General features: G+C 63.6%; 21 protein-coding genes and 1 riboswitch. Of the genes, 6 read left to right on the plus strand and 15 right to left on the minus strand.

The features are described from left to right. The first annotated feature begins 13 nt into the window (after nt 1-13). A complete protein-coding gene (locus tag DK366_RS19825; RefSeq protein ID WP_198651638.1) occupies nt 14-1,252 on the plus strand; it encodes a hypothetical protein in 1,239 nt (412 codons plus the stop codon). An 84-nt stretch (nt 1,253-1,336) separates the two neighbouring features. Further along, nucleotides 1,337-2,356 carry an NAD(P)-dependent alcohol dehydrogenase gene (locus tag DK366_RS19830; RefSeq protein WP_109127287.1) on the plus strand — a complete coding sequence of 340 codons (1,020 nt, stop codon included), beginning with the start codon at nt 1,337-1,339 and terminating at the stop codon, nt 2,354-2,356. A gap of 105 nt (nt 2,357-2,461) precedes the next feature. On the opposite strand, the gene DK366_RS19835 is transcribed toward DK366_RS19830, so the two are convergent. The 15 genes from DK366_RS19835 to glyA all read right to left on the minus strand — a co-directional run bounded on the left by DK366_RS19835 (nt 2,462) and on the right by glyA (nt 16,204). Then, nucleotides 2,462-3,043, minus strand: a complete 582-nt coding sequence (locus tag DK366_RS19835) for a hypothetical protein (RefSeq protein WP_109127288.1) — start codon at nt 3,041-3,043, stop codon at nt 2,462-2,464. Between the two features lie 39 nt (nt 3,044-3,082). After that, the gene (locus DK366_RS19840) at nt 3,083-4,237 is read right to left on the minus strand and encodes an acyltransferase (RefSeq protein ID WP_109127289.1); all 1,155 of its coding nucleotides are present in this window, start codon (nt 4,235-4,237) and stop codon (nt 3,083-3,085) included. 275 nt (nt 4,238-4,512) lie between these two features. Then, entirely contained in the window at nt 4,513-5,013 is a 501-nt protein-coding gene (locus tag DK366_RS19845) for a phosphatidylglycerophosphatase A (RefSeq protein ID WP_109127290.1), read from the minus strand. After that, nucleotides 5,010-5,987 carry a thiamine-phosphate kinase gene (gene thiL / locus DK366_RS19850; RefSeq protein ID WP_109127291.1) on the minus strand — a complete coding sequence of 326 codons (978 nt, stop codon included), beginning with the start codon at nt 5,985-5,987 and terminating at the stop codon, nt 5,010-5,012. Before thiL ends, DK366_RS19845 begins: the two co-directional genes overlap by 4 nt. 28 nt (nt 5,988-6,015) lie before the next feature. Continuing rightward, nucleotides 6,016-6,555 carry a GNAT family N-acetyltransferase gene (locus tag DK366_RS19855; RefSeq protein WP_109127292.1) on the minus strand — a complete coding sequence of 180 codons (540 nt, stop codon included), beginning with the start codon at nt 6,553-6,555 and terminating at the stop codon, nt 6,016-6,018. Then, nucleotides 6,555-6,998, minus strand: coding sequence for a transcription antitermination factor NusB (gene nusB / locus DK366_RS19860; RefSeq protein ID WP_109127293.1), 444 nt, complete (start codon nt 6,996-6,998; stop codon nt 6,555-6,557). The genes DK366_RS19855 and nusB overlap by 1 nt, the downstream gene beginning before the upstream one ends. Before the next feature lie 256 nt (nt 6,999-7,254). Further along, on the minus strand, nt 7,255-7,716 hold the full coding sequence (ribE, locus tag DK366_RS19870) for a 6,7-dimethyl-8-ribityllumazine synthase (RefSeq protein ID WP_109127295.1): 462 nt from the start codon (nt 7,714-7,716) through the stop codon (nt 7,255-7,257). Nucleotides 7,717-7,759: 43 nt separating this feature from the next. Next, on the minus strand, nt 7,760-8,725 hold the full coding sequence (gene ldcA / locus DK366_RS19875) for a muramoyltetrapeptide carboxypeptidase (RefSeq protein WP_109127296.1): 966 nt from the start codon (nt 8,723-8,725) through the stop codon (nt 7,760-7,762). A 170-nt stretch (nt 8,726-8,895) separates the two neighbouring features. Beyond that, nucleotides 8,896-9,987, minus strand: coding sequence for a bifunctional 3,4-dihydroxy-2-butanone-4-phosphate synthase/GTP cyclohydrolase II (gene ribBA, locus DK366_RS19880; protein ID WP_109127297.1), 1,092 nt, complete (start codon nt 9,985-9,987; stop codon nt 8,896-8,898). A 115-nt stretch (nt 9,988-10,102) separates the two neighbouring features. Continuing rightward, nucleotides 10,103-10,744, minus strand: a complete 642-nt coding sequence (locus tag DK366_RS19885; RefSeq protein WP_109127298.1) for a riboflavin synthase — start codon at nt 10,742-10,744, stop codon at nt 10,103-10,105. 133 nt (nt 10,745-10,877) lie between these two features. Then, nucleotides 10,878-11,044, minus strand: a riboswitch (FMN riboswitch). A 127-nt stretch (nt 11,045-11,171) separates the two neighbouring features. Further along, complete coding sequence (locus DK366_RS19890) at nt 11,172-12,188, minus strand: Gfo/Idh/MocA family oxidoreductase (RefSeq protein WP_109127299.1); 1,017 nt, start codon at nt 12,186-12,188, stop codon at nt 11,172-11,174. After that, nucleotides 12,185-13,051, minus strand: coding sequence for a phytanoyl-CoA dioxygenase family protein (locus DK366_RS19895; RefSeq protein ID WP_109127300.1), 867 nt, complete (start codon nt 13,049-13,051; stop codon nt 12,185-12,187). The genes DK366_RS19890 and DK366_RS19895 overlap by 4 nt, the downstream gene beginning before the upstream one ends. A 40-nt stretch (nt 13,052-13,091) precedes the next feature. Further along, nucleotides 13,092-14,192 (minus strand): bifunctional diaminohydroxyphosphoribosylaminopyrimidine deaminase/5-amino-6-(5-phosphoribosylamino)uracil reductase RibD, encoded by a 1,101-nt coding sequence (gene ribD / locus DK366_RS19900; protein ID WP_232821129.1) that lies wholly within the window; start codon nt 14,190-14,192, stop codon nt 13,092-13,094. A 159-nt stretch (nt 14,193-14,351) separates the two neighbouring features. Beyond that, a complete protein-coding gene (nrdR, locus tag DK366_RS19905; protein WP_109127301.1) occupies nt 14,352-14,870 on the minus strand; it encodes a transcriptional regulator NrdR in 519 nt (172 codons plus the stop codon). 80 nt (nt 14,871-14,950) lie between these two features. Continuing rightward, the gene (gene glyA, locus DK366_RS19910) at nt 14,951-16,204 is read right to left on the minus strand and encodes a serine hydroxymethyltransferase (protein ID WP_109127302.1); all 1,254 of its coding nucleotides are present in this window, start codon (nt 16,202-16,204) and stop codon (nt 14,951-14,953) included. A gap of 144 nt (nt 16,205-16,348) precedes the next feature. Between glyA and DK366_RS19915 the strand changes: the two genes are divergently transcribed. The 4 genes from DK366_RS19915 (at nt 16,349) to pyrF (ending at nt 20,887) form a co-directional block, all read left to right on the plus strand. Continuing rightward, nucleotides 16,349-17,434 (plus strand): hypothetical protein, encoded by a 1,086-nt coding sequence (locus tag DK366_RS19915; RefSeq protein WP_109127303.1) that lies wholly within the window; start codon nt 16,349-16,351, stop codon nt 17,432-17,434. A 1-nt stretch (nt 17,435) separates the two neighbouring features. Further along, complete coding sequence (locus DK366_RS19920) at nt 17,436-18,035, plus strand: TetR/AcrR family transcriptional regulator (protein ID WP_109127304.1); 600 nt, start codon at nt 17,436-17,438, stop codon at nt 18,033-18,035. 206 nt (nt 18,036-18,241) lie between these two features. Further along, nucleotides 18,242-19,903 (plus strand): energy-dependent translational throttle protein EttA, encoded by a 1,662-nt coding sequence (gene ettA / locus DK366_RS19925; protein ID WP_109127305.1) that lies wholly within the window; start codon nt 18,242-18,244, stop codon nt 19,901-19,903. Between the two features lie 171 nt (nt 19,904-20,074). Next, complete coding sequence (gene pyrF, locus DK366_RS19930; protein WP_109127306.1) at nt 20,075-20,887, plus strand: orotidine-5'-phosphate decarboxylase; 813 nt, start codon at nt 20,075-20,077, stop codon at nt 20,885-20,887. Nucleotides 20,888-20,911 lie beyond the last annotated feature (24 nt).

Genomic DNA, 20,911 nt, shown 5'->3' on the forward strand with positions numbered 1-20,911 from the left:
CAAGGAGGTTGATATGACTTTCACCACGTACTTGCCCAGGCTTAAATGGCAAAACGCGGCGCCCTGGTTCATCGCCGGCTGCATTTGCCTGTGTTCATTGTTTTTTGCGCAGTCTTCGCATCGTCTGGTCGTCGATGAAGTAGCCCACTTGCCACAGATCCAGTGGTTCATGGAAGGACGTTGGGAACTTCGCCAAGGCCTCGCCATGCTTCCCGGCTACCACCTGCTGGTAGCGGCGTTAGCAGCCTTGCTCGGCCTCGATGTCGAAGGAATGAGGGCCACAGGCGTTCTTTTTGGCCTATCTGCGGCCTGTGCCTTTTATGGCATTCGAAGGCACCTGAGAGACACACATGCCATTCGAAGCGCAGCGCTCTTCTTCTTTCTTCCGGTTCTATATCCGTACTACTTCCTGATCTACACCGATGTCCTGTCTCTGGCGCTGGTGCTGTGGGCGCTTTGGTCAACCCTGAAAAGCAGGCACTGGCTGTCGGCATGCCTGTTGACCGCCAGCGTGTTCGTGCGCCAGAACAATGTCATCTGGGCTGGCTTGCTCCCTGCCATCGCCTTCTGGCCGGAACTGAAAGCCATGGTGGAATCACGCTGCATGCCTGCGGCACTGCGACTTGTCCACAAGTCGATGCCCTACGGCGTACCCGTGCTTCTGTTTGCCCTCTACTGGATGTGGAATGGTTCCATTTCCCTCTCCAGGAATGTCGCAGCCGGGCATCCTGACCTGACGATCCACACAGGCAACCTCTACTACGCCGTTTTCCTCTGCCTGTTGCTTTTTCCGGTGGAGGCATGCAAAGGGCTGCGCGACTTCCTGGCTTCCGTGAAGCGCATGCCGTGGCTGGTGCTCTTGCCTCTCCTGCTGGCTTTTGGCGGCAAGATCAAAGGCAGTCCCGACAACTACGCGTTCACTGACTACTATGTCCGCAACGCCATGATCGAAGCCATTCGCCATGGCGGCTGGCCACGCTGGCTCTTTTCCGTGCTTACCGCATTGGCCGCTTGCGGACTGAGCCGGACACGTTTCCTGCACGCGCAAGGCTGGCTGATCTACCCCTTCGCTTGCGTCTATCTCGGCTCTTCGTGGCTTATCGAAGGACGCTACGCAATCATTCCACTCGCGATCTGGATGGCTTTTCGCGTCAACGCTCCCGACCGCGAAGAGAAGATAACGCTCTGCTGCTGGGCAGCGGTCTCGACACTGCTGGGCTGGATCATCTTCACCGGACGACTCATGCTGTGAACCTCGGCGGCGTACCCACACCGGTTGTGCACATCTCCACGTCTATGCTCAAAGGCCACGCATTCAGGATGTCGGAGCGCTGCCATGTCAACGATGAAAGGTTGGGCTGTGCAAGAAGCGGGTAAGCCGCTGGTGCTTTCAGAGTTCGACCTTGGGCCGCTAGGGTCGGAAGAAGTCGAAGTGGCAGTGGATTACTGCGGCATCTGCCACTCCGATCTTTCGATGATCGAGAATCAGTGGGGCATGTCGAAGTTTCCCTTCGTGCCGGGGCATGAAGTGGTGGGCCGGGTCACGGCCATGGGCGCCAATGCGAAGGGTTTGAAGATCGGCCAGCGCGTGGGTATCGGCTGGACGGCAAGCACGTGCATGCATTGTCACCAGTGCCTCTCAGGCCACCAGAACCTTTGCGCGCAATCGCAGGCCACCATTGGTGGCGGTCATCAAGGCGGTTTCTCGGACAAGGTCCGCGCGCACTGGGCATGGGCCATTCCACTGCCCGACGGCATTCACCTGCCAAGCGCCGGACCGCTGCTGTGTGGCGGCATTACCGTGCTCAAGCCGTTCCTGGCCTACAACGTGAGCCCGACGGCGCGCGTGGGCGTGGTCGGCATTGGCGGTCTCGGGCACATGGCGGTGAAGTTCGCGCGCGCCTGGGGCTGCGAGGTCACGGCGTTCACGTCGAACGCGTCAAAGGCCGATGAGGCCCGCAGCTTCGGTGCGCATAACGTGGTCTCCAGCCGCGATGCCAATGCCATTGCCGGTATCGCAGGGTCGCTCGACCTGCTGCTGGTCACGGTCAACGTGCCGCTGGACTGGAATGCATTGATCGGTACGCTCGCCCCGCGAGGCCGCATGCACGTGGTCGGCGCCGTGCTGGAACCCATTCCAGTAGCCGCGTTCTCGTTGATCATGACCGAGCGGGAGGTGTCAGGTTCACCGACCGGTTCGCCGGTGGACATCGCCACGTTGCTGGACTACGCCACGCGACATGACATCCGCCCGCAGGTGGAGATGTTCCCCATGTCCGAGGCCAATGCCGCGCTCAAGCATCTGATCGATGGCAAGGCGCGCTACCGCATCGTGCTTGAAGCGCAGGCCGCCTGAGGCGGCCAGACAAGGAGGCTCGCTGCGTCCCGCGCAGCGGCCGGCCTTGCCGATCACCGGAACCCAGGGCCACCGCAGGCAGCCCTGGATCAATCACGGCATGATTTACGGAAGCGTATGGACGTCCATTCGTCCATCCAGACCCTGGTCCGCTTCCGGGCGCCACACGGTGCTCTTGAGCGGGTCGCCGGTGCCCCAGGCTTTCAGCGCCGCAATCAGGGGCGTGTTGTCCCCATCTTTGCGAACGTAGAAGTCCAGGTGGCGGACGTCATCGCACGCGGTATCGCAGTGGAAGCTGGAAAAGGCCACCGCTTCGATCTGCCCGTACTCGTTGACGATGACCGCGGCAGCGCTGCCGCCGCAGTCGCGGGCAGGGCACGCCGAGAACAGATAGTGCTTGTCCGCCAGCGACAACACCTGCACCGATGCTGCCGAGCCGCCGAGCGCCGAGATGGCCTGCTCGCTTATCGAGCGATTGCCGCGGAAATAATTGACCTTGCTGTCGCCGACGAAATGCCCGAGCGCGGTAACAAAGCCGCTGGCACGCGCCAACTGGTTGGCGTCAGCACAGGTGGCTGGATCGATGATCCGGCAGGGTCCCTGCGGTGCCGCGGTGGCGGCAAACACGGAACAGGGCACAACGGACAGCAACAGCATGAGCACAACAATGCGCATGAGCTTGCACATGACATTCCCCCTTCGAGTGCACTTCCCTCTAAATCCGCATCAGGCCGCGTCCGTGCCGGCCCCGGCCATGACGCCGGTGGCGTGCGCCGAAGCCGGCGCCTGATGCAAAACCCGCTCCCGCCATTTCAGGCATGGGCGCTCCACCCCGACATGAAGCAACGCCCCAACACCCAAAACCGCCGACGCGTAACCCACGAACGTCAGTATCCCGTGGCCGTCCAGCCAGCTCCCCGCCACACGTTCCGTCACATGGAACACGGCCTTGTGCGACAGGTACAAGCTGTACGACACCGCCGCCAGCCACCCTGCCCCAGGCACCCGCAACCGCGCGAGCACGCCCGTGGACTGGGCACCGGCAAACACCAGCAGGCCCAGGCCGAAGGAAAGCAGCGGATATCCCAGCACCGTGGGAATGAAGCCGGCCCGATCGCCGAATAACCAGATCGAGCCGCCGACTACCGCTACCCCTGCGAGCAGAAAGCCGTTGGCGTGACGCCCCCATCGGGACCAGGAAACGGGCCGGTAAACCCTGGCCGCAGCCAGTATCACGCCCGTCAAAAGGCCGTCCAAACGGGACCACGTGGGATAGTAGACGCCCTCAAGGAACATTTTGTTATAGGAATTTTGGTCAATTCCCTTGAATGGGGCCATCCACCACACCCAAATGGCGCCACGCACGAGCATCCCGGCGAGCACGATGCCGGAGCAGACCACCGCAAATCGAAGCACGGAAGGTTGCCGCGCCAGCCACCATGCCAGCAACGGGAACAGCAGGTAAAAATGCTCCTCCACGCATAGCGACCATACGTGCGAGAACGCCAGGTGATACTGGGCCTCGATGAACAGGTTCACCGTAAACGTAAGGAACTGCCACAGCGGCTGGATCGGGTCCACTTCGCGAATGGATGGCCAAATGAAATAGATGGCCACGACAACCAGGTAGGCGGGAAGGATGCGGAACGCGCGCCGCAGGTAGAAATCCTTGAAGCCGAATGGCTTGCCCTCCGCCAAGGGCTTGAGCACCTGTGAGCCGATCAGGAAGCCGCTGAGCACGAAGAACAGGTCCACGCCGATCCAGCCGTTCTTCTCGATGCCGCCGAAGTGTCCCCAGCCACCGATAAGGAACGAGTGGAAAATCATCACCCAGACGATGGCGGCCGCGCGCAGCAGGTCCAGACCCGGCAATCGGCTCATGCTCTTTTCCCCTTGGCATCCATGCGGCGTCCGATGGGAGGCATCGGGCGAAATTGATCAGGGACTATAGCGCACTGTTCGCGGGGAACCTTGGGGAGTTCGTGGCGAAAATGTGGCGTTGTGTGCGCTAGCTGTTGAGGAGAAGCCAGTGACGAACATATCTATGCGTTGTTCTTGGGTGCGCCTTGTCTGGCATTAATGAGAGCGCATGGCGAGCACCCGCCCCTCACCCCAACCCTCTCCCCGGAGGGGAGAGGGAGCTAGAGCTCGGCGGCTCAGCGCAGAAGCGCGAGTACTGCGCCCAGCACGATCGCGGCAAAAATCCCGGCGACCACGTCATCCACCATCACACCCATGCCGCCCTTCAGCTTTCGATCCATCCACCGGATCGGCCAGGGCTTCCACACGTCGAACAATCGAAACAGCGCAAACCCGATCACCACGGCCCACCACGGCGCCATCAGCGCGGGGATCAACGCGATCCACAGGCCGACGAATTCGTCCCACACGATGCTTCGGTGGTCATCCACGCCCAACGCGCGCCCTGCTACGCCGCACGCCCACACGCCCACGAAGAACGCGACGGTGATGGCGAAGACGTAGAGCTGCAATGGCAACGTGCGCAGGAGCAACCATGGAAGTACCGCAGCCAGCGAACCGAAGGTTCCTTGGGCTACGGGCGCCAATCCCGAACCGAAGCCGCAGGCAAGCCATCCGGCGGGCGTGGCGAGCAGGCGTTGGCGTTGTTCTGGGGTAAGCAGTTTCTTGTCGCTCATGCAAAGTGGTCCCAGCCGCGATGTGCGGCTTCCAGCCATTGTCCCGAGGCATCGCGCACGCGTACACCGCCGCCCTCCACCATGCGGCCGATACGCGTGGCGCCACAGCCCATGCGTGCCAGATCGGTCTGCACGTCGGCCACCATCGCCGGCGGCACGGTGAAGCAAAGTTCGTAATCGTCACCACCGGCGAGGGCGAAGTCGCGCACGGTTTGTTCGTCGAAGCTCGCCATCAGCATCGGCGAGCGTGGCAACAGCTCGGCTTCGATTTCCGCGCCCAGGCCGCTTTCATCGCAAATATGACCGAGATCGGCGAGTAGTCCATCGGATACGTCGATGCAGGCGCTGGCGCGTTCACGCAGCGCCAATCCGGCGGCAAGACGTGGCGTGGGTCGATGGAGCCGCTCGATCAGATAGGCAGCCCGCCCATCGCCCTCATCCACGCGCGCACCACGTTGCAGCATCTGCAAGCCAGCAGCCGCGTCGCCAAGCGTGCCGGTGACCAGCACGACATCACCCGCACGCGCGCCGTTGCGTGTCAGGGCTTTTCCGGGCGGAACGAAACCATGCACGGCCACGCTGATGCTCAGCCCACCACGCGTGGTATCGCCACCAATCAACGCGAGCCGATGCGGTTGCGCCAGCTGCGCGAAGCCTTCGGCGTATCCGTCGATGAATTCCCGCAATTGCTCCGCCGGCTGCGGCGGCAGCGTGAGTGCGAGCAATGCCCACGCCGGGCTGGCGCCCATCGCGGCGAGATCGGAGAGGTTCACCGCCAGTGACTTCCAGCCAATATCCGACGCGGCGGTGCCATGCGGAAAATGCACGCCCTCGACCATCGTGTCGATGGCGATGGCGACGTCCTGCCCCGCAGGTGGCGCGACTACGGCGGCGTCATCGCCAATGCCCAGTTTCACATCTTCGCGGTTCTGCGCAGTGCGTTCGCGGATGCGGTCGATCAGTCGAAATTCCATGGCGAGCGACCTCGTCGGAACAGCAGGCTTATCGACTGAAGACGATCGTCGGGCTGCCGTGGTAAGTGGTGTCCTGCCAGCGCTTGAAACCAGCCTTTTCCGCCACGCGGATGGAAGGCAGGTTCTCGGGCGAGATGATGCATACGGCGCGCAGATCGCCGAAGTACTGTTGGCCCCAGGCAACCGCCGCGTTCACCGCTTCGGTGGCATAGCCATGGCCGTGCGCGTGCGGCGCGAGCACCCAGCCGAATTCCAGCATGCCGTGCATGGACGGCTCCATCTCGCGGCGGAAATCGGCGAAGCCGATGTCGCCGATGTAGCGTCCCGTGGCTTTTTCTTCCACGGCCCAGTAGCCGTAGCCGAGGATGCTCCACAGGCCCACGTATTGCAGCAGGCGCTTCCACACTTCCTCGGAAGTGAAGGCGCGCCCGCCGATGTAGCGCACCACGTCTGGATCGGACCAGATGGCAAGGCATTCGGCATGATCATCCGCACGGTGCGCCCGCAAACGCAGGCGCGCCGTTTCGATCACGGGAACCACGGACGAATGTTCCGTGGCGCCATCCATCAGCCGCGCTTCTCGGTGCCGCGCAGCGCGGTGGCCAGCTTGTCCAGCACGCCGTTGACGTAGCTGTGGCCGTGGTCGGCGCCAAAGCGCTTGGTGACTTCGATGGCCTCGTTGATCACCACGCGGTACGGCACGTCCGGGCGGTACTTCAGCTCATAAGCCGCCAGACGCAGCACGGCGCGTTCGATCGGGTCGATCTGGCCCACTTCACGGTCCACGTAGGGCTTGAGCGCATCGTCGATGGCTTCCACGTGGCGTTCCACGCCGTGCAGCAGGTCCTCGAAGTATTCGAGGTCGGCCACTTCCATGTCCTGCTCGTGACGGAACTGGTCGATCACGGCATTCATGCGGCTGCCGCCGATCTGCCATGCGTAGATGGCCTGCAGCGCGCGACGACGTGCGCGTGAACGTGCGGCGAGATCGATACCGGAGCCTGTATTCATATGCCCAGCACCTCGCGCCGGAAGCTGTTTGCCCGCTGGGCAAGGAAGAACGAAGGAGTGTATGTCGATACACAACTGAGTGATGACGCAGTCCAGCGGGCAAACAGATCCGGCCCGAAGGGTTGCGCCTGCGTGGCGGCCACAGGGCCGCCCACGACTTGACTTGACACCCAGTCAAGCGCTGCGTCGCGCGCGGCCCTGTGGCCGCCACGCAGGCGCAACGCGAGGTACTGGGCATACGAATACAGGCTCGTCATCACAGCTTTCCGTACAGGTTGACCATTTCGAGCGCGGCGAGCGCGGCGTCGGCGCCCTTGTTGCCGGCCTTGGTGCCGGAACGCTCGATGGCCTGTTCAATGTTGTCGGTGGTCAGCACGCCGAACGCCACCGGCACACCGGAGGCATACGCCGCCTGGGCCAGGCCCTTGGCGCATTCGCCGGCCACGTAGTCGAAGTGCGGGGTGGAACCGCGAATGACCGCGCCCAGCGCAATCACGGCAGCGTACTTGCCGGAGTTGGCGACCTTGTGGGCAGCCAGCGCGATTTCCCACGCACCCGGCACGCGGATCAGCTCGATGGCGTCGTCCTTCACGCCGTGGCGTACCAGCACGTCGCGTGCGCCGGCCACCAGGGGCTCGACGACAAAGCCGTTGAAACGGCCGGCGACGATGGCAAAACGGCCTTTGGGCGTGGCGAAATCGCCTTCGATGGTCTTCATGGATTCGAATTTCCTGGGGTCTGGGCCCGGAGGGCCGTCTATTTTACGGGATTTGAGGAAGCGTGCCCGGATCGGGCGGGGAAACCGCGCCAGACAGGGTGGGATGACCGTGAAAAGCGCGGCTGGCCCGGCCTTCCGCCACGCGCAGGCGGGCCGGTGCGCCGAATGGCAGGGTGAACTTGTCGGGCTCGTGGCCGAAGGGCATGCCGCGAACGATGGGAATGCGGGCTACCCGGGCGATCTGGTCGAAAGCGGTCTCGGTGTCGTAGCCGTTGTCGTAGCTGTGCGGGCGGCAATGCGTGAAATGACCGAGCACCAGCGCCTTCTGACGATCGAGCACACCGGACAGGTGCAGCTGGTACAGCAGGCGTTCGATACGGAACGGCGGCTCGCCCACGTCTTCCACGAACAGGATGCCGCCCTCGATGGCAGGGAAATACGGCGTTCCCAGCAGGCTGCACAGCATAGCCAGGTTGCCACCCCACAGCAGGCCCTCGACATCCAGCTCGTGGCGGGAAGGGGTTTCCCATGCAGCGGTGGATGCCGGCTCGCTCACCGCACGCCAGAAGTGTTCCCACATCAGGCTGTTGAGCTCAGGCGCACCGAAATCCGGCCCCAGCATCGGGCCACCGAAGGTGACGAGGCCGCTCTTCACATACAAGGCCATCTGGATGGCGGTGAAATCACTGTGGCCGACCAGCAGCGTGTGCGAGCCGGCCAGGCGTTCGCGCAAGGCGTCGTAGCGGATGTGTTCCAGCAATCGCGTGGCGCCATAGCCACCACGCACCGACAGGGCGATATCCGGCAACGAATCCATGGTGGCCAGCGCATTGAGGTCGGCCACGCGTGCTTCGTCGGGACCGGCGAACCGGTGTTCAGTGCGCTCCAGCACGTTCATCCCTTCGACCACGCAACCCGATGCACGCAGACGCAGGACGCCACGCGTCATGGCGTCGCGATCGTGCGGGTAGCCCGAAGGGGCGATGAGCTGGAGGGCTGGTGCGGTCATGGAAGAAGGTTTCTGGTGGGAAGCCTTGAGTATGGGGTCAATGGGATGGCATGGAGCGGGCATGCGTGAGTCGCTTTTCTGTAGGAGCGCGCTTGCGCGCGACCGCGGGCTGGCATCTTCACCTCTCCGTCGGTGGTCGCGCACAAGTGCGCTCCTACATGAAGCGCTGTTTACACGTACTCGGTCACTTCCAGGCCAAAGCCACCCAGGCCCACCATCTTGCGCGGCGTGCCGAGCACGCGCAGCTGGCGAATGCCGAGATCCGCGAGGATCTGCGCGCCCAGGCCCAGCTGACGCCACTCCTGCTGCTGCGCTTCTTCCGGTGCCTGCGCCGAAGGCTGGCGGTTAAGGCGACGCAGCAGTGCGTCGGCCGTGTCTTCGCCCGAGAGCACCAGCAGCGCCCCCTGCCCTTCGTCGGCAATGCGCCGCAGTGCGGACGTCACCGTCAGGCCGAGATCATCGCGATGCAGATGAAGCACGTCCGACAGCGTGTTGCGCACATGCACGCGCGTAAGCACGGGCTGGCCGTTGTCCACGTCGCCCCGCGTCAGCGCGAAATGCAAACCGTGACGAATCGCGTCGCGGTAGGCCACGAGGCGGAACGGACCGAATTCCGTATCCACATCGCCTTCGTACACGCGCTGCACGGTCTTTTCGGTTTCCAGGCGATAACGGATCAGGTCGGCGATGGTGCCGATTTTCAGGCCGTGCTTCTTCGCGAACACTTCCAGTTCGGGGCGACGCGCCATCGAGCCGTCTTCGTGCAGGATTTCGATCAGCACCGCCGACGGCTCAAGGCCTGCCAGCGCAGCCAGATCGCAGCCCGCTTCCGTATGCCCCGCACGCGTCAGCACGCCACCCGGCTGCGCCGTCAGCGGAAAGATGTGGCCCGGCTGTGAGAGGTCCTGCGGCTTGGCATCGGACTTCACCGCCACCTGGATGGTGCGCGCGCGATCGTGCGCGGAAATGCCGGTGGTGACGCCTTCGGCCGCCTCGATGGAGACGGTGAAGTTGGTCTGATACGGCGAGGTGTTGTCCACCACCATCGGCCGCAGGCCCAACTGGCGCGTGCGCTGCTCAGTGAGCGTGAGGCACACGAGGCCGCGCGCCTCGCGCACCATGAAGTTGATGTCTTCCGGGCGCACCATTTGCGCCGCCATGATGAGGTCGCCTTCGTTCTCGCGATCTTCGTCGTCGAGAATCACGACCATGCGGCCGGCGCGGATGTCTTCGAGGATTTCGGGGATGGTGTTGAAGCTCATGAAGGTCAATCCAATAACGTTTGTCTTTGCCGTCATTCCAGCAAAAGCTGGAATCCAGCGACTTTAATGAGCGCCAAAAGGCACTGGATCCCAGCTTTCGCTGGGATGACGAGCTTTAGGCAAAACCGTGTTGCTTGAGGAAGGCTTCATCCAGCCGCGGCGCATCGCCCGAAGCCATCAGCCGCTCGATATAACGCGCCACCACGTCCACCTCGATATTCACCGCGTCACCCGCGCGGCGAGCGTGGAAAGCCGTGTGTTCCACCGTGTGCGGAATCAGGTTCACGCCAAAGCGATGACCGTTCACCTCGTTCACGGTAAGGCTGGTGCCATCGATGCAGATGGAACCCTTGGCTGCGATGTAACGCGACAGCGTGGCCGGCACTTCGAACACCCAGCGCAGCGAGCGGCCATCGGGCGTGATGGAGACCACCTTGCCCACGCCGTCCACATGACCCGAAACCAGATGGCCGCCTAAACGGTCGGCAAGGCGCAGTGCCTTCTCCAGGTTCACCGGGTCGCCAGCCTTGTGCTTGCCCAGCGTAGTGAGGGAGAGCGTTTCGTTGGAAACGTCCGCACTGAATCCGCGCGGCTCCAGCGTGACGGCGGTGAGGCACACGCCGGACACGGCAATGCTGTCGCCCAATTGCACGTCCGAGAGGTCGAGGTCAGCTGTATCGACGTGCAGGCGCACGTCACCGCCACGCGGTTCGAGCCGCGCAATGCGGCCCACGCTCTGGATGATGCCGGTGAACATCAGCGCACCTCCTGGCAGGAGGCGGCGAAAGAATTGCAACGATGCTTGGACATGAAACGTTTCCCGCGTCGAAAAACAAGCGAAAAACGCCCCAAGGCGTCAGGCAGGCACGCACCCGCGAAGGCGCGCACCGTACCGTCTTCTCTCATCCGGACTTTCTGGCCGCCATCGCTGGCTGCCAACCGTCGGCTCCGGCATTGGACCGGATCTGCTGACCTTCCGATGACCTGGAAGCGCTCGCGGGCTCATCCCGAAGGACCTACCGCCGGTGGGGAATCGCACCCCGCCCTGAAGACGTCGTTTTTTGGTTTGGCCGGCGAACCGGCCCGGCAATTCTAGCACCCTCCAGACACCAGGCCCGCCACGGATCGTCCGCCCGGGGGAACAATGTGTCGCCGCCTGTGAGTGCCCTGGACGGCACCGAGGGTTACAAACCGATGCCCTGCCCCGTGCCGCGGCGATAGTCGCGCAGCACCTGGTCCATCACCCAACTGGTGCGCGCGCCGCTCTCGGCCGTGGACGGGGCCGCGCCCTTCTGGCCGGTGAGTTCGGCCACGATGGTCTCGATCAGGGGTTGCTGGATGTGCAGCGGATTGGCCACGCGGTATTCGTGCGTGCCATCCACGTTCTCCACATGGATGGGGCCATCGCCAAAAGTGGCAAAGGCGATACGGCCCTTGTCGCCGATCACCTCGATCTGGTCGTGCCGCTTGAAGCTGTCGAAATTCCACAGGCCCGTGCCAAGCATGCCGTTGCCGAACGAGAACGACATCGCTACGCCATCTTCCACGCCATAGGCGCCCAGCTGGTTGCTCGCCTGCCCTTTTACCTCAGTGATGGGCCCGAACAGCCAGTCGAGGATGTCCAGCGTATGGCAGCCGATATCCATGAACACGCCGCCGCCGGAAATCTCTGGCACCACGTGCCACGGCAAATTGGACGCGTCGTGATAGCGCGGATGGTGCGGCTCGTACAGCACCGTGTTGACGATGCGCGGCTTGCCAATCGCCAACTGGCCGAAGATCAACTCGCGCACTTTCTGGAAGCGCGGCAGGCTGCGGCGGTAGTACGCCACGAACACCGGCACGTTGGCCTGCCTGCCGGCGTGGATGATCGCCTCGCATTCGGCATGGTCCATCGCCATCGGCTTTTCCACGTACACCGGCTTGCCCGCGGCAATGCTCATCAACGCGTACTCCTTGTGCGTGGATGGCGGCGTGGCCACGTAGACCGCGTTGACGTCGGGATCGGCGATCAGCTTCGCCGCATCGTCGTACCAGCGCGGCACGCCGTGACGTTCGGCGTAATCACGCGCCTTTTCGCCATCGCGACGCATCACCGCCACCAGCGCGGAGTGGGGCGTTTTGCTGAAGCCCGGGCCGCTCTTCACCTCGGTCACGTTGCCGCAACCGATGATGCCCCAACGCACCGCTGCCTTGGTCATGTGGTCTTGAACTCCTTCTTGAGGAACTGCTGGTGGTACGCGTGATACACGTTCACTTCCGGATGGCGCGCCCGCTCCACCAGGTGCGCCCGGAGCGCTTCGCGCACGCACGGCTCCAGTGAGGACAGGTATTCCAGGCTGTACTCGGTGTGATCCAGCACGCCGAAATGCAGCGTGGGCGCGTGCTGCGTGGAATGAAACCCCATGTGGATGGTGATGCGCTTGTCCTGCAGCACGCCACCCCAGCCGCGATGGACGGCGTAGTTGTTGTAGAACACCGCCTCGCCGGGTTGCAGCACGATCTGCTTGCCCGTCGATAGCTCAGGCGCATCGACCGGCGCCATCTTCTCGGTGTTGCCGAACACCGTGCGTTCCTCGGCATCGAGCTGGCGACGGTGGCTGCCGGGCACGATCCACAGGCAGCCGTCCGTGGTGAGCGGCATGTTCATCTGCACGTAGTTGTAGTGGTAGTCCGCGCTGAACCAGTTCAGGTCGATCTGTTCGTCGGGTACCTGCAGCACGTCGCGGTGCCAGCCCTGCCGGTAATCGACACCGGCTTCGCCATAGAACAGCGATGCACCATCCACGATGATGCCCTCGCCCAGCAGATCACGGCATGCAGCAAGAATGTCGCCGTTGCAGATGATGTCCTGGATGCCGCGAATGGCCTTGCCCGGCTGCAGGAACTGGATATTGCCCATGCGCTGCGTGTCGCCACGTTCGCGGCGCGCGTCTTCAATGGCATGGACGTAACGCGCAACACTCGCGTCGTCGAGAATCTTGCGGACCAGGTAGCCGTGCTCGCGAAAAAAAACGAGTTCTTCGGCGCTGAGAAAAGCTTTTTGAGGACTGACTTGCGTCATTGCTGCATCCACATCGTCATACGTTCAAAGGGCACCGCACTCACGCAACGGGACGCAACTGCAGACGCAGATCATCACCAAGCACGCGTCGGTCGATGGTGCGCAGTTTCCAGCGCGAAGCCATGTCGGTCAGTGACGGCAATCCCAGCAATGGCTGCGCGCTGTCGCCAAGCAACACGGGCGCGACATAGATCAGCAGTTCATCCACCAGCCCTGTCGAAAACAGCGAACCGCAGAGGTTCGGACCTGCTTCCACATGCACCTCGCTGATCTGGCGGCGCGCGAGTTCATCCATCGCGGCGTGCAGATCCATCGCACCGCCCTTCTCCGCGACCACGGCCAGCTCAACCGCCTGGAAACGCGGATCAACAGGCGCGTACTGTTCGTTGTGCATCACCAGCGTGGGCATGGTTCCGTCGAGCACATGACTGCTGGATGGCGTACGCAAACGATTGTCGAGCACCACACGCCACGGCGGCGTAAAAGCCTCGCCTTCAGGCAGGCGAACAGTGAGACGCGGGTTGTCCGCCAACACGGTGCCGGATGCAGTGAGAATGGCCGAACTGCGTGCCCGCCAGCGCTGCACATCCGCACGTGCTGCTTCGCCGGTGATCCATTTGGATTCGCCGTTGGCGAGGCCCGTGCGGCCGTCGAGGCTCATCGCCAGTTTCACGCGCACCCAAGGGCGACCGCGTTCGATGCGGCTGAAAAAACCGATGTTGAGTTCGCGTGCCGCATCGCGCATCAAGCCGGTGTCCACCGTGATGCCCGCATCGCGAAGCTTGCCGATGCCGCGGCCAGCGACTTGCGGGAAGGGATCTTCCGCCGCGATGACCACGCGCGTCACGCCGGCGGCTATCAGTGCATCCGTGCAAGGCGGCGTGCGGCCGTGGTGGGCGCAGGGTTCAAGGGTGACGTAAGCGGTAGCACCTCGCGCCTGCTCGCCTGCTTCGCGCAGTGCGTAGACCTCGGCGTGCGGCTCACCGGCGCGCTGGTGGTAACCGGTCCCGACGACCGCTTCGCCTTGCGCAATGACACAGCCGACGCGGGGATTGGGATGCGTGGTGTAGAGGCCACGCTCGGCCAGGCGCAGGGCGTGCGCCATGTGGGTATGGTCGATGGCGGTGAAGGCAGGGCTCATGATGGCCGCCGTGTGTGGGGACGCCCTCAGTCTATGGGCTTCCGCCGCATTTCTGTAGGAGCGCACTTGTGCGCGACCGCCCGAAGGCAGGGATACACCAGGGCGCCGCGGTCGCGCACAAGTGCGCTCCTACAGGACAAGTCACCGATCCGCAGTGGTTCAGGACTTCTTGCGACGCGCCACCGACTCGCCCAGCAGCGAAAGCTGCAGCGCTTCCAGTTCGGGCAGGTCGCGTTCCAGCTTCTCGATTTCTTCGCGGAACGCCTGCACGTCCTCGAACTTCCGGTACACGGAAGCGAAGCGCACATAGGCCACCTGATCGAGCTTCTTCAGCTCGCGCATCACCAGTTCGCCGATCTGGCGCGAAGGTACTTCGCGTTCGCCGCAGCGGCGCAGGTCGTTGACGATCTCGCGCACGGCGGTGTCTACCGAATCGGTCGGCACGGGACGCTTTTGCAGCGCGCGCTCGAAGCTCACGCGCAGCTTGTGCTCGTCGAACGACTCCCGGCGCTCACCACTCTTCACGATGGTGGGCAGCTTGAGTTCGGCGGTTTCGAAGGTATTGAAGCGCTCGCTGCACTTGGGGCATTCACGACGACGACGCACGGTGGCGCCGTCTTCGGTGAGGCGCGAGTCGATCACGCGCGTGTCTTCGTGCTGGCAGAAAGGGCAATGCATGGGTCAGTGACCGATGGCAGGAAGATGGAAACGGGTCATGGCGCCCCTGCTCGATGTCCCGTTTCCCTTCATCCGCTGGCTCAGCCGTACACCGGGAACTGGTGGCACTGCGCGGTGACCTTTTCGCGCACCTTGGCGATGACGGCGTCATCGTTCGGTGCATCGAGCACGTCGCAGATCCAGTTGGTCAGTTCGACCACGTCCGCTTCCTTGTAGCCGCGGGTGGTGACGGCGGGCGTGCCCACGCGCAGGCCCGAAGTGACGAAGGGCTTGCGGGGATCGTTCGGCACGGCGTTCTTGTTGACGGTGATGTGCGCCTTGCCCAGCGCTTCTTCCGCGTCCTTGCCGGTGACGTCGCGACCGATCAGGTCGACCAGCATCAAGTGGTTTTCGGTGCCGCCGGAGACGATCTTGTAGCCGCGTTCGATGAAGGTCTTGGCCATGGCCTTGGCGTTCTTCACCACCTGTTCCTGGTAGCTCTTGAACTCCGGCTCCAGCGCTTCCTTGAAGGCCACGGCCTTGGCGGCGATGACGTGCATCAGCGGACCGCCCTGGATGCCCGGGAACACGATGGACTGCAGCTTCTTCTCGATCTCCTCGCCAGCATCCTTCGCCACGATGATGCCGCCGCGCGGACCGCGCAGGGTCTTGTGCGTGGTGGAGGTGACGACGTGCGCGTGCGGCAGCGGGTTCGGATACACGCCCGCGGCGACCAGGCCGGCGACGTGCGCCATGTCCACGAACAGGTAGGCACCGACCTTGTCGGCGATGGCGCGGAAACGCGCCCAGTCCATCAGCTGCGAGTACGCGCTGAAGCCGGCGACGATCATCTTCGGCTTGTGCTCGACGGCGAGACGCTCGACTTCGTCGTAATCAACGAGGCCCTGCTCGTTCACACCGTACTGCACGGCGTTGAACAGCTTGCCCGAGACATTGACCTTGGCGCCGTGCGTGAGATGGCCACCGTGGGCCAGCGACATGCCGAGGATGGTGTCGCCGGGGTTCAGCAGCGCCAGGTACACGGCCTGGTTGGCCTGCGAACCCGAATGCGGCTGCACGTTGGCGTAGGTGGCGCCGAACAGCTGCTTCAGGCGGTCGATGGCCAGCTTCTCGGCCACGTCCACGTATTCGCAACCGCCGTAGTAGCGCTTGCCCGGATAGCCTTCGGCGTACTTGTTGGTGAGGACGCTGCCCTGGGCTTCCATCACGCGGGGGCTGGCGTAGTTCTCCGAAGCGATCAGCTCGACGTGATCCTCCTGACGGCGGGCTTCATCGGCCATGGCCTGGGCCAGTTCGTTGTCGTAACCGGCGATCGTCTCGTGCTTCGGGAACATCCTGACCTCGTTGGGGGTGGCAAGAAGGGGGCTAGAACGCGAAATTGTAGCTGTGATGTGTTATGGCGGCCACCTCAGGGCACTTGCGATTGCATTTCGTACAACGTACCGTACATAGCACGCCACGATTCCGAGGACTCACCGATGCCGTCCGCACCCTCGCGTACCACGAGCCGCCTGCTGCGCTGGCTGGCCACTGCCCTGTTCCTGCTGGCACCGATGGCGATGGCCGCGCCGGCCATTTCCGGCGTCGGTATCGCACCCATCCATATTCCGGACCCCGTCAGCGGCAAGCCGACGGACGGCTTCGTGTTCTACCCGTCCAGCGCCGCCACGCCCGGCACGACCAGCCTGGGACCCTATGACGTGGCGGCGCATTTCGACGTGCCCGCCGTACCGGGTGCCAAACCCTTGATCGTGATCTCGCACGGCAACGGCGGCTCTCGCCTGGGTCACCACGACCTGGCCGTGTTCCTGGCCAGCCACGGCTTTATCGTGGCCACGCTCAATCACCCGAAGGACGATTTCGAGGACACCAGCGGCGTGGGCCACATCGAGGTGCTTGCCGGCCGCCCGGTACAGGTGAAGTCCACCATCTCCACGCTGCTGGCCGATCCCCGCTGGAAAACCCTGATCGATCCGGCGCGCATCGGCGTTGCTGGCTTCTCCGCCGGCGGCTACACCAGCCTGATGGCGGTGGGCGCCAAGCCTGATTTCACTCGTTTCGTGGATTTCTGCGAACGCTATCCGAAGGACGAAAACGTCTGCAGCAAGCTGGCCGAATTCCAGACGGAGGCAGCGGCATCCGGCCTGAACCTGCGCCAGTTGATGCAGCAGCGGCAGAGCCAGCTGCAACGCTATGGCGATACTGCCGACCCGCGCATCAAGGCCGCCTTCGTAATGGCTCCGCTCAGCCTGATCTTCGATGCGCACAGCTTCGACAAGGTAAGCGCCCCGATCTACCTGTACTACGGCCAGAACGACCACGTGCTGCAACCGGACGCCAACGCGCGCCACATCCAGCCGCTTATCCACACGCTGGCCGGGGTGAAGGAAGTGCCGAACGCCGACCACTGGGTGTTTCTTGCCCCGTGCACACCCACCCTGGCCAGGCAGATCACCGAACTGTGCAGTGACCCGGCGGGCGTGGACCGCGTGCAGGTGCACGCGCAGATCGACGCCGATGCGCTGGCTTTCTTCCGCAAGGCCTTTCATCTGACGACCGACTGACATGCCACGAGCGCTGAGCGAACAGGAAACCGAGGCCTTCCGCGAACGACTCTGCGAAGCGGCGGCACGCCTCTACGTGGATGAAGGCCCCGCCGCCGTGACCATGCGCCGGCTGGCCGCCGACCTGGGCGTGGGCACCATGACGCCCTACCGCTACTTCGACAACAAGGAAGAGATCATCACGGCCGTGCGTGCCCGCGGCCTGAACCGCTTCTCCGAAGCGCTGGAACAGGCCCTTGATACGCCCGGTGATGGCCGCACCCGCAGCCGCGCGGTACGCGATGCCTATATCGCCTTCGCCCGCGCCAACATCGCCACGTATCGACTGATGTTCGAGTACCCGGAAACACGTCGGGACGACCCCGCCTACCAGCAAGCTCACGAACGCATGTGGCGCACCATCGCCGCCCATGTGGACGTGATGATCGCCGAAGGCACCGTCGAGGCCGATGCGGCCATCCTCGGTCACCAGATCTGGGCCGCGCTGCACGGCGCGGTGATGCTGGAAATCGCCGGGATGCTGCCCGCGGGCTACGACGCGGCGTCGCTGCACACGCGAACGGTCAGCGCGCTGTTCGATACGGCGCGTCCAAAACCCTGACCCATGTGGGAGCGCACCCTGTGCGCGACCCGGCGCCCGGCCACATGCGGGGCTTGTCGCGCACAGGGTGCGCTCCCACATAGGTTGTCTCGCCCAGGTTCCGTCACCGGGCCGCCCCCATAACCCGCTATAATGAGTGGTTTACACCCACTCTGATCGCACCGCCTGCCCTCGCGGCCGGCGCCGTGCACGCCGCCGGAGGTTCCATGCAGTACATCTACACCATGAACGGGGTCAGCAAGATCGTCCCCCCGAAGCGCAACATCATCAAGGACATCTCGCTGAGCTTCTTCCCTGGCGCCAAGATCGGCCTGCTGGGCGTGAACGGCGCGGGCAAGTCCACGGTGCTTCGCATCATGGCCGGCGTGGACAAGGATTTTCAGGGTGAAGCCCGCCCGCAGCCCGGCATCAAGGTCGGCTACCTGGCGCAGGAGCCGGAGCTCGATCCGGAGAAGACCGTTCGCGAAGCCGTTGAAGAAGGCGTCTCGGTGATCCTGGACGCGCAGAAGCGCCTCGAAGAGGTCTATGCCGCCTACGGTGAAGAAAACGCCGATTTCGACAAGCTCGCCAAGGAACAGCAGGAGCTGGAGAACATCCTGGCGGTGAACGACGCCCACGCGCTGGAACGCCAGCTGGAAGTGGCCGCCGACGCGCTGCGCCTGCCGCCGTGGGACGCCAAGATCGGACCGCTGTCCGGCGGTGAAAAGCGCCGCGTGGCGCTGTGCCGCCTGCTGCTCTCCAAGCCGGACATGTTGCTGCTGGACGAACCGACCAACCATCTGGACGCCGAGTCGGTGGACTGGCTGGAGCAGTTCCTGCAGAACTACCCGGGCACCGTCGTGGCCGTCACCCATGACCGCTACTTCCTGGACAACGCCGCCGAGTGGATTCTGGAACTCGACCGCGGCCGCGGCATTCCGTGGAAGGGTAACTACACCGAGTGGCTGGAGCAGAAGGACGCCCGCCTCAAGCAGGAAGCCTCGCAGGAAAAGTCGCGCCAGAAGGCCATCGAGAAGGAACTGGAATGGGTGCGCTCGGCGGCCAAGGGTCGCCAGTCCAAGGGCAAGGCGCGCTTGAACCGTTTCGAAGAGCTGAACTCGGTCGAGTACCAGCGCCGCAACGAAACCAATGAAATCTTCATTCCGCCGGGCGAACGCCTGGGCCAGGAAGTGATCGAGTTCAAGAACGTCACCAAGTCGTTCGGCGATCGCGTGCTGATCGAAGACCTGTCGTTCAAGATTCCGCCGGGTGCCATCGTCGGCGTGATTGGCCCGAACGGCGCCGGCAAGTCCACCTTCATGAAAATGATCATGGGCAAGGAACAGGCCGACTCGGGCGAAGTGAAGCTGGGCCACACGGTCAAGCTGGCCTACGTCGACCAGTCGCGTGACGCGCTCGATCCGAAGAACAACGTGTGGCAGGAAGTGTCCGGCGGTTCGGACATCCTTACCATCGGCAACTTCGAGATCCAGTCGCGCGCCTACATTGGCCGCTTCAACTTCAAGGGCACCGACCAGCAGAAGATCGTCGGTCAGCTGTCCGGTGGTGAGCGCGGTCGCCTGCACATGGCCAAGACCCTGCTACAGGGCGGCAACGTGCTGCTGCTCGACGAACCGTCCAACGACCTTGACGTGGAAACGCTGCGCGCACTCGAAGACGCGCTGCTGGAATTCCCGGGTTGCGCGGTGGTCATCTCGCATGACCGCTGGTTCCTGGACCGCATCGCCACGCACATCATCGCGTTCGAAGGCGACTCGCACGTGGAGTTCTTCCCGGGCAACTACAACGAGTACGAGGCGGACAAGAAGCGTCGTCTCGGCGATGAGGCTGCCAAGCCGCATCGTGTGAAGTACAAGAAGCTGGCGTAACGCCCGCTTTGCTCCCTCTCCCCTCCGGGGAGAGGGCTGGGGTGAGGGGCCAGGTCTGGCCTCTTTCCTCAAAAGAACCACTTTCCAAATCAGCGTCACCGCAAGATTGTCCCCTCACCCTAACCCTCTCCCCGGAGGGGAGAGGGAACAAAAAGCAGCGAGGAGAACACGATGCACTTCATGCAATCCCTGCAACAGGCATGGGCTGACCATGACTCCCTCGTCTGCGTCGGCCTCGATCCCGAGCCCGCCAAATTCCCCGCGCACCTGAAGAGCCACAAGGACGCGGTGTTCGAGTTCTGCCGCGACATCGTCGACGCAACCGCCGACGTCGTCTGCGCGTACAAGCCGCAGATCGCGCACTTTGCCGCGCTGCGTGCCGACGAAGCGCTTGAGCGCCTCATCGCGCATATCCACGAAAAACATCCCGGCGTGCCGGTGATCCTCGATGCCAAGCGCGGCGACATCGGCAGCACGGCGCAGCATTACGTCAGCGAAGCGTTCGATCGCTACAAGGCCGACGCCGTCACGCTGAACCCGTACATGGGCCGCGATTCCGCGCAGCCGTTCCTTGAACGTGCCGACAAGGGCGTGATCCTGCTGTGTCGCACGTCCAACCCGGGCGGCGCGGATTTCCAGGCACTCGATTGCGGCGGTGAACCGCTATACCTGCGCGTGGCCGAAACCATTGCGCGGCAGTGGAACGCGAACGGCAACTGCGCACTGGTCACCGGCGCCACCTGGCCGGAAGAACTCGGCAAGGTGCGCGCCGTGGTGGGTGACATGCCGCTGCTGGTGCCGGGCATCGGTGCGCAGGGCGGCGATGTCGAAGCGGTGCTGAAGCATGGCCGCAGCAGCGACAACACCGGCCTGATGATCAGCTCCTCGCGCGCCATTCTCTACGCGGGCAACGGCGAGGATTTCGCCCACGCCGCACGTGAAGCAGCACTCGATCTGCGCGATCAGATCAACCGCTTTCGCTAAGCCACGTATCCGCGCATCTTGTGG

It is taken from the genome of Dyella sp. C11 (assembly GCF_003121485.1).
Taxonomy (GTDB): domain Bacteria; phylum Pseudomonadota; class Gammaproteobacteria; order Xanthomonadales; family Rhodanobacteraceae; genus Dyella.